This window comes from Nesterenkonia flava (assembly GCF_031432335.1).
GTDB lineage: Bacteria > Actinomycetota > Actinomycetes > Actinomycetales > Micrococcaceae > Nesterenkonia > Nesterenkonia flava.
The window spans coordinates 1-7447 of the sequence record NZ_JAVKGT010000055.1; the positions used below are offsets into that span (position 1 = coordinate 1).

The 7447-nt window shown below is 64.4% G+C and carries 7 protein-coding genes; 3 read left to right on the top strand and 4 right to left on the bottom strand.

All coding sequences use genetic code 11. The features are described from left to right. Window positions 1-790: 790 nt before the first annotated feature. Window positions 791-1768: an ABC transporter substrate-binding protein gene (locus RH857_RS13240; protein ID WP_310538449.1), complete on the bottom strand. Its 978-nt coding sequence runs from the start codon at window positions 1766-1768 to the stop codon at window positions 791-793. Window positions 1769-1956: 188 nt separating this feature from the next. Here RH857_RS13240 and RH857_RS13245 point away from each other — a divergent pair, with 188 nt between their 5' ends. After that, on the top strand, window positions 1957-2802 hold the full coding sequence (locus RH857_RS13245) for a hypothetical protein (protein ID WP_310538450.1): 846 nt from the start codon (window positions 1957-1959) through the stop codon (window positions 2800-2802). Window positions 2803-2860: 58 nt separating this feature from the next. On the opposite strand, the gene RH857_RS13250 is transcribed toward RH857_RS13245, so the two are convergent. Then, a complete protein-coding gene (locus tag RH857_RS13250) occupies window positions 2861-3325 on the bottom strand; it encodes a VOC family protein (protein ID WP_310538451.1) in 465 nt (154 codons plus the stop codon). Between the two features lie 106 nt (window positions 3326-3431). Between RH857_RS13250 and RH857_RS13255 the strand changes: the two genes are divergently transcribed. Next, a complete protein-coding gene (locus RH857_RS13255; protein ID WP_310538452.1) occupies window positions 3432-4412 on the top strand; it encodes a helix-turn-helix transcriptional regulator in 981 nt (326 codons plus the stop codon). A gap of 27 nt (window positions 4413-4439) precedes the next feature. Here the strand turns inward: RH857_RS13255 and RH857_RS13260 are convergent, their stop codons facing one another. Continuing rightward, window positions 4440-5084, bottom strand: coding sequence for an NAD(P)-dependent oxidoreductase (locus RH857_RS13260; RefSeq protein ID WP_310538453.1), 645 nt, complete (start codon window positions 5082-5084; stop codon window positions 4440-4442). A gap of 221 nt (window positions 5085-5305) precedes the next feature. Between RH857_RS13260 and RH857_RS13265 the strand changes: the two genes are divergently transcribed. After that, window positions 5306-5911, top strand: a complete 606-nt coding sequence (locus tag RH857_RS13265; protein ID WP_310538455.1) for a YitT family protein — start codon at window positions 5306-5308, stop codon at window positions 5909-5911. A gap of 609 nt (window positions 5912-6520) precedes the next feature. Here RH857_RS13265 and RH857_RS13270 read toward each other — a convergent pair. Continuing rightward, window positions 6521-7345 carry an aldo/keto reductase gene (locus tag RH857_RS13270; RefSeq protein ID WP_310538454.1) on the bottom strand — a complete coding sequence of 275 codons (825 nt, stop codon included), beginning with the start codon at window positions 7343-7345 and terminating at the stop codon, window positions 6521-6523. Window positions 7346-7447 lie beyond the last annotated feature (102 nt).

Here is a 7447-nt window from a genome sequence, read left to right on the forward strand (position 1 = left end):
CTTGAAAGCGGAGCCCCACCTCATATGAAAGCGGCAGAGAACCTAGGGCGCTTCACTCCAGCAGCGTACCCAGCTGCCAGCTCTTTGCGATTCGCGGCATTCAAACCGGTTTGAGGACCACGCGAATATTTCGCCACCGGACCGCGCTCATCGTGGTGTCGAGTAGCCTGGAAACGTGTCCGAGGCTCCGCCGATCCCCTGAGAACACTGCGGATCAGCGTTTTCACCGGCCCGCGGGGGTTTGAGAAGCATCCACGAAGGTGCACCAGAGTACTGATATTCGGCTCAATAGAGCCTTGCGGTACTGATGTTGTTGATGAGATAGAGCGTCGACCCTTCGGGGTCGGCGCTCTATTGTCTTCATCGGGTTGTTCAGGTTCTTCCGCTTGCTGTATATCCGTGACGGCTTGATGTGTCTGGCGACGGAGTAGAACGTCGAATGGCGCCTCCGAAGCCGGGGAACCGGTGAGCAGGTTCGGGGCGTAGGAGGGAGCCCAGGGTGATCGGCGCCGTGCGCCCAGTCTCAGAGACGGGCACGAAATCAATGGCGTAACTTGTAGCAAACACGCGTGTACCGTGGCTGGGAACCCGATGAGCGGGGCTGTTCTGAACGCGCCAGTGGCCCGTGAACGGGTAGCTCAGATCGATAGAGGCGTCCACCTGATGTCCTATCCGCTCGCCATACGCTCCCGAGCGCATTCTGCCATCACTCACGCGACTATGCCTTAGCCGCGGCGACATCCTCTCGTCCTCGCAGAGGGGTCGGTCCGGCAATGAAGCCTGCTGGTTCCTACTCCAGATCCTCCCAGTCGATGATCACGGCATCGAGGCCCGGCAGTTCGTCGATGAACCCGTACTCCACCATCAGACGGCTCATGTCCTCGAGGGGTTCGCGCCGGATGTCGCCGTCGAACTCCTCCATATTCACCTCGGCGGCCGCCTCCACCGGCATGTCCAGGAAGTGTGAAAGCGCCTCGGCGCTGCCCTCCGGGTCATTCTGAGCGGCGTCCATGGCTTCCTCCATCGCGGCTTTGAACTGCGCGACAGTCTCGGGGTTCTCCTCATAGAACCGTCCGGAGGTAAATGCCATCGATGTGGGCAGTCCGGGAAGAACCTCCTGGTTCGGCTGTCCGAGGAGCGTGAACTCTTCCTGTGCCAAGGCCTGGGAGAGGAAAGGTTCCGGCAACCACACAGCGTCCACGTTGCCCCGCTCCAGCTGGGCCTCCATCTCCGGGAAGCTGACTTCGGTGAGTCCGATAGCATCCGGATCCCCACCATCGCGCCGTACGGCCTCCATGATGGTCAGATCTCCCTGGCCGTTGAGCACGTTGACGGCAACCGACCGACCCTCGAGGTCGCGCCACGACTCGATGCCCGAGTCCGCCCGTACCACCACAGCGTTGATGTCCTGACCCTCCGTCAGGGAATGCGACCAGCCCGAAACGAGCCGCATATCCAGGCCCTGGCCCACCGCTACCAGTAGGGAGAGCGGATTGCCGGTCGCAAAGTCCATCTCTCCGCTTTGTACTGCCGGAAGCATGGCCGCCCCGCCGTCGCCGGGAACCATTTCTACGTCAAGCCCGTGCTCTTCGAAGATTCCCTCGTCCACCCCGTACTGGATGGCCGCGGTGGGGGCGATGGTCATGACCCCCAGGGTGACTGTGGTCAGGTCATCTTCGGAGCTCTGCTCCTCGCCGCCGGCGCAGCCGGCGAGGAGCAGGGTCAGGCCCGCCAGAAGGGCAAGAGACGATCGTGGTGCAGTGTTCATTCGCTTTCCGTTCCCCGCAGAGTGAAGGCCTATCACAGTGGATGTGATGTGCAACACATTATATGAACTCGCGTGCCAGGCAACCTGAAACAGGGCTGGGTGGGCGTGTCCTGCTCCTTGGTCGCGGGCCTCGGGTGCGTCGCACTCGTGCTTTCGCAGGGAAGGCGGAGTCGCTCTAGTCTGGGGTGATGGACTCCGTGCGCTCAGCCGCCTATGACGACGAGCAGCACCCTGACTCCGCCAAGGAACGTGCATCTTCTGCGGTGAAGGAGCTGGGGGAGACGGCGACCGGCAGGGCCTCGGGTGAGCGCGCCGACGAGATTGAGGAACGTTGGGAGAACCGCCTGGCCTGGCCGGTGCTCATTGCCGCCATCGTCTCCGTTCCCGCCGTCTTCCTCACTCTGCTGGACGAGCCTTTCGAAATGGTCGGTCACGTGGGCCTGTGGGCCACGTCGGTGGTGCTTGTCCTGGAGACGGTGATTCTCTTCCTCGTCTCGCCGAAGAAGATCGAGTGGGTGCGCCGGAACTGGTGGCTGATCGGATTGACGATCGTCACCATCCTCGCCGTGGTCTTCAGCATCGGGCCCATGCAGCTGTTCAGACTGCTGCGCAGTGCCGGGGCGCTGCGCGTTCTTCGTGCCAAACAGGTCGCGAAGGCGGGAGAGTCCCTGGGAAAGAAGGGCAAGTCCCAGTGGCGCAAGCGGCTCGGGAAAATTCTCGCCACCGTGGTGGTCGCGACGTTCGTGGTCATTGCCCTGGTGGACCCCGATTCGGAGGCTCGCAGCTTCCTCGAGGGGTTGGTGGGCGAAGAGCTCGCGATCGCGGCCGCTTTTGCGGCAGGAATCCTCACCATGATCGCGATGTACTTTCTGGTCCGCGAGCCTAAGAACAAGGACCAGGGCGACGACGGCGAAGACCACGCCGAGGGCCAGAGTGATCACCGCGGTGGTAGCGAGGAGCAGGGGGCAGAGCTGGGTTCGGACCACGAACCGGGTTCCGGTTCTCGGGGCTCCGCAGTCTCCTCGCAGCACTGACAGCGACGCTGAGGAGTGGCCGCTTCAGCCTCTGCCTCAGCGCCGCCATCGGCCCCGTCTACTGGTGGTGGGCCACGTCCACGACCCACGTCACGCCGAACCGGTCGGTGAGCATACCGAAGCCCGGGCTCCACGGTGAAGCTGCCAGTGGTTCAATGACAGAGGCCCCCTCGGACAGCCCGTTCCAGAACGCGGTCACCTCCTCGAGGCTCTCGCCGCGGACTGAGAGGAAGAACGGGCTGTCGGTCACGGTGCCCTCGCGCGTGCGCTGAGTGTTGCCGGCAAAGGTGCTGCCGGGAGTCTTCTCGCTCAGCCCGGGAACGTCATAGGCCATGACGCGGAAGCCGTTCTGGGACTCCAGCAGCCCAAAGACGATCTTCTCCGCGTGTGGGCAATCGGCTGGGGCGCCGAGCTCGCCATAGGTGGAGGCCGTCAGCTCGCCGCCGAAGACCTGCTGATAGAAGCTGAGCGCTTGGCGCGCTGTGCCGGGGAAGTTCAGATGAGTGGTGGTCACTAGTGCCACGGAGGGCTCCTTACGTCGAGACGGGTCAGCGGCAGTTGCCGCTGCCGCTCATCATGCCGACGATAGAGGACACTTTGTGTCCGCTATGTGCGAGAGAATTCAGGATATGGCCGACACGCCCTCACGTATGCTCTCCGTGCTTTCCCTGCTTCAGACTGGCCGCATTATCTCGGGGGAGGAGCTGGCGCACCGCTTCGGCATCACGGCGCGAACGGTCCGCCGCGATATCGAGAGGCTGCGGGAGCTCGGTTATCGGATCGACGCCCATAAGGGACCCGACGGCGGATATGTCCTCTCTGCGGGGACTGAGCTGCCCCCTCTGCTGCTTGACGGGGATCAAGCGGTCGCCGTCGCCGTGGCGCTGCGGAACGCCCCCGCAATGGGAGTGGACATGGAAGAGGCCGCAACCCGGGCCCTGGCCACCCTGCGACAGATGCTGCCTTCGCGCTTCCGCCACCGCGTAGACGGTCTTCGCTTCACCGGCACCCCGGGGCGGGCGACAATCGATCCGGAGGTACTGGAGACCATCAGCAATGCTGTCGCTCGGCGCCGCATCGTGGTATTCGACTACCGCGCCGGCGCGGATGAGCCTACTGCAGACCCTGTGCGTCGGAGTGCGGAGCCACATGCAGTCATAGCGCATCAGGGCCTGTGGTGCGTCGTGGCCTGGGACCTGGGGCGTACCGACTGGCGGATCTACCGCCTGGACCGGGTCAGCCTCAGGCCGCCCCTGGGGGCCCCGTTCACTCCGCGCGAGATCCCCGGCGGGGATGCCAGCACCTTCCTCGCGGCCCGCTTCAAAGGAGCGCGCCCGGCAGGAAGCGGCGAGATCAGCTGGCCATACATCGGGCACATCGAGATGGCGCTTCCCCTGAGACAGGTGCTTCCCTGGGTGGAGGAGGGGGGCGCTCAGGCACTCTCCGAGGAGGCCTCACTGCTCACGCTGGGCTCCTGGTCGTGGAGCGGGCTGCTGGCTCAGGTGCTGAGGTTTGACGCGCCGTTCCGCATCCTAGGCCCACCGCAGCTTCAGGACGCGGCAGACGCCCTCGCTCTGCGACTGCAGCAGGCGTCCGGCCGGCAACCCTGAACCGTGGCGGGCGAACCGCCGACTGGATCAGTAGGCGACCGCGAAGCGCGTGCGCCGGTGAGCGGGCCGTTCAATCTCATCCACCAGGGCGATCGCCAGATCGGCGGCAGAGAGTTCGGAGGCGCCGTTCTCATCGGTGAGCAGCACGTCCTTGCCTAGGCGGTAGGTGCCCCGGCGCTCGCCGGGGTTGTAGGCGCCGAAGCCGGCCGCGGGACTGACATAGAACCAGTCCAGGGACTCATCGCTTCCCTGGAGCTTCTCCCATACCGTGATCATCTCGAAGGCCTCGGGCTTGAAGTCATCCGGGAACTGCTCGGTGTCGATCAGCCGTGGGCCGCCCTCGGAAACGTGCAGGGAGCCGGCTCCGCCAATCACCCCCAGGCGCACTCCGGCTTCCAGTCCCAGCGGAATGAGCGTCTGCGCCACATCCAGCACCTTGCCCTGCATCTCCCCACGGGGGGCGACGGAGAGGATGACCACGTCAGTCTTGCTCACCAGATCCTGCAGGAAGTTCTCGTCCGTGATATCCCCGGTGACATAGCTGACGCCCTCCAACTGTTCCTCGGGGGCTCGTCGGGCGACGGCCACCACGTCGTGGCCCCGGGAGGCGGCCTCCTGTGCAATGTGGCGTCCCGCGTATCCGGTTCCGCCCAGAATCGTGATGTGTGCCATGAGGTGCTCCTTCGCTCTTCAGGTAAGGGACGACGACGTCGTGCCGCCATTGTGGAGAAGAACAACGGGCAGTGGCCTTCACTTCCCATTGGTTGGATAAGGTGAGGCGCGTGAGCCCTCAACACCCCTCCGACGACGCCAGCGTGCCCGAACCGCTGATTGGTGCCTCCGATGCGCGGGCTTCCGGTGCGCAGCAGGACCCGCGGCTGGAGTCCCGGCCCATGGCCTCTGAGCCGCGGCTTCCGCACTCCGTGCCGGAAGACGTGCTGGGGGTGCTGACCGGCACGTTCATGGCGGCCTTTGGCCTCTACATGCTGGAGCAGTCCGAGGCGGTGACCGGGGGCACCGCCGGGCTCTCGCTGCTTCTGACCTACGCCACCCCGCTGAGCTTTGGCTGGCTGTTCTTCCTGGTCAACCTGCCATTCTTTGGGCTCGCGTTGTGGCGCAAGGGATGGCGATTCACGATCAAGACCCTCGTCTCGGTGGCGATGGTCTCGGTCTTCAGCGAACTGAACCCCCACTTCCTGCCCCTTCCAGAGCTGGACCCGGTCTACGGGGTGCTGGCCGGGAACCTGTTCCTGGGCGTGGCCCTGCTGATCGTGTTCCGCCACGGCTCATCTCTCGGCGGCTTCAACATCCTGGCGCTCATCGCCCAGGAACAGTTCAACCTCCGGGCCGGCTACGTGCAGATGGGGACGGACGTGGTGATCATCCTCCTGGCGCTGACTGTCGTCGCGCCCGCCAATGTGCTGCTCTCAGCGGTCGGTGCCGTGGTCCTGAATACGGTGCTGGCGTTCAATCACAGGCCCGGTCGCTACCGGGCCTGAGCCCCGAGGCCCCCACTAGGCGGGCCCGGGAACGTATCCTCCGGGGCAGCCTCGGCCGGGGTGAGGTCCAGGCGTCTGTCGAGGTTCAGGCTCTGCAGAAAATGCTCATCGTGGCGGACCACCAGCAGTGCCCCTCGAAGGAGGTCAGCGCCTGGGTCAGTTGCCGCACGCTGGCCAGATCGAGGTTATTGGTGGGCTCATCCAGGATCAGCAGCTGGGGAGAGGGCTCTGAGCAGTCTGCACACGGGCCTCTGGGAAATGTCCTCAGGACAGGACGCTTATGGAGACGCTGCGCAGAGAGTTCAGATGTGCCGACGGAAAAGACCCTGCTTGAGGGTGTACCACAGGAACCGGACAACGAAGGAGGGCCCGGGAAGGCAGCGGCGGTGAACCTCTGAGAGGGGCGGGACGCACAGTGCATGCCCGCGGGGGTCCGCGGATACTGCGCAGGTCTCGAACCTCAGAACTTCACCGAACGCCTCGTGGTCGACAACAAAGACGCACATGATAGCACCAGAGGCAGCGCCGCAGCCCTGTGCGGCCCGCGGTGCTGGCCGCCACCGTAAGCCGCCGCCTGTGCCGCGGGTGCTTCCCGGGGGGAGCGGGCCGCTACTTCCTGCCGAACTCGCTGGGGTGGGGGCTGCGCCTACCAGCTTCGCCCTGGTCCAGTGCGTCGATGGCGGCAATCTCGTCCCCACTCAGGTCAAAGGAGAACAGGTCGAAGTTCTCCCGCTGGCGCGTCTCGTGGTCGGACTTGGGGATGACCACGTCGCCGCGCTGTAGGTGCCAGCGCAGAATCACCTGAGCCTCGCTGCGTCCGTGGCGTTCTGCAATGCCGCTAATGACAGGGTCCCCGAACTCGTTGCCCTTGCCCAGAGGGCTCCATGCCTCCACGGCGATACCTGCTGACTTGCAGTATTGCCGCACGTCGTTGTTGGCGAAGTAGGGATGAACCTCAATCTGATTCACTGCAGGCACCACACCGGTGGCCTCGATGATGCGCTCCAGATGCTCGGGCTGGAAGTTTGAAACGCCGATCGCCCGAGCCCGGCCGGACTCCTGAAGCTCGACCATCGTCTTCCACGTATCGACGTAGTCCACCTCAAGGAACGGCATGGGCCAGTGGATGAGGAAGAGGTCCACGTAGTCGGTGCCAAGGCGGCCCAGGGACTCTTCGAAGGTTCGGCGAGTCTCGGCGGGGGCATGGAAATCGTTGTTGAGCTTGGTTGTGAGGAAGACCTCCTCGCGCGCCACACCGGAGGCCCGCACGCCGGCACCTACCTGATCCTCATTGCCGTACATCTGCGCGGTATCCACGTGCCGGTAGCCCAGGCGCAGTGCGCTTTCCACGGAAGCGGCAGCATTCTCGGACTTGGAGGTGCCCAGCCCGACCTGGGGGATAGAGGTTCCGGAGTTCAGCTCGATGAGTTCCATAGCGCGATCCTACGTTCGAAAGCTGTCACACGGGAGATGGTGAATGGCGGGTTATAGGCCATAAATGTGTTGCTGAGTAGGCCTGCTTCCCAGTGCTGGGGC

What these genes read in the sequence shown, in the direction of transcription:
- RH857_RS13270 (WP_310538454.1), bottom strand. Translation starts at nt 7,345, where the DNA reads ATGGAACTCATCGAGCTGAACTCCGGAACCTCTATCCCCCAGGTCGGG.
- RH857_RS13255 (WP_310538452.1), top strand. Translation starts at nt 3,432, where the DNA reads ATGGCCGACACGCCCTCACGTATGCTCTCCGTGCTTTCCCTGCTTCAG.
- RH857_RS13265 (WP_310538455.1), top strand. Translation starts at nt 5,306, where the DNA reads ATGGCCTCTGAGCCGCGGCTTCCGCACTCCGTGCCGGAAGACGTGCTG.
- RH857_RS13260 (WP_310538453.1), bottom strand. Translation starts at nt 5,084, where the DNA reads ATGGCACACATCACGATTCTGGGCGGAACCGGATACGCGGGACGCCAC.
- RH857_RS13240 (WP_310538449.1), bottom strand. Translation starts at nt 1,768, where the DNA reads ATGAACACTGCACCACGATCGTCTCTTGCCCTTCTGGCGGGCCTGACC.
- RH857_RS13245 (WP_310538450.1), top strand. Translation starts at nt 1,957, where the DNA reads ATGGACTCCGTGCGCTCAGCCGCCTATGACGACGAGCAGCACCCTGAC.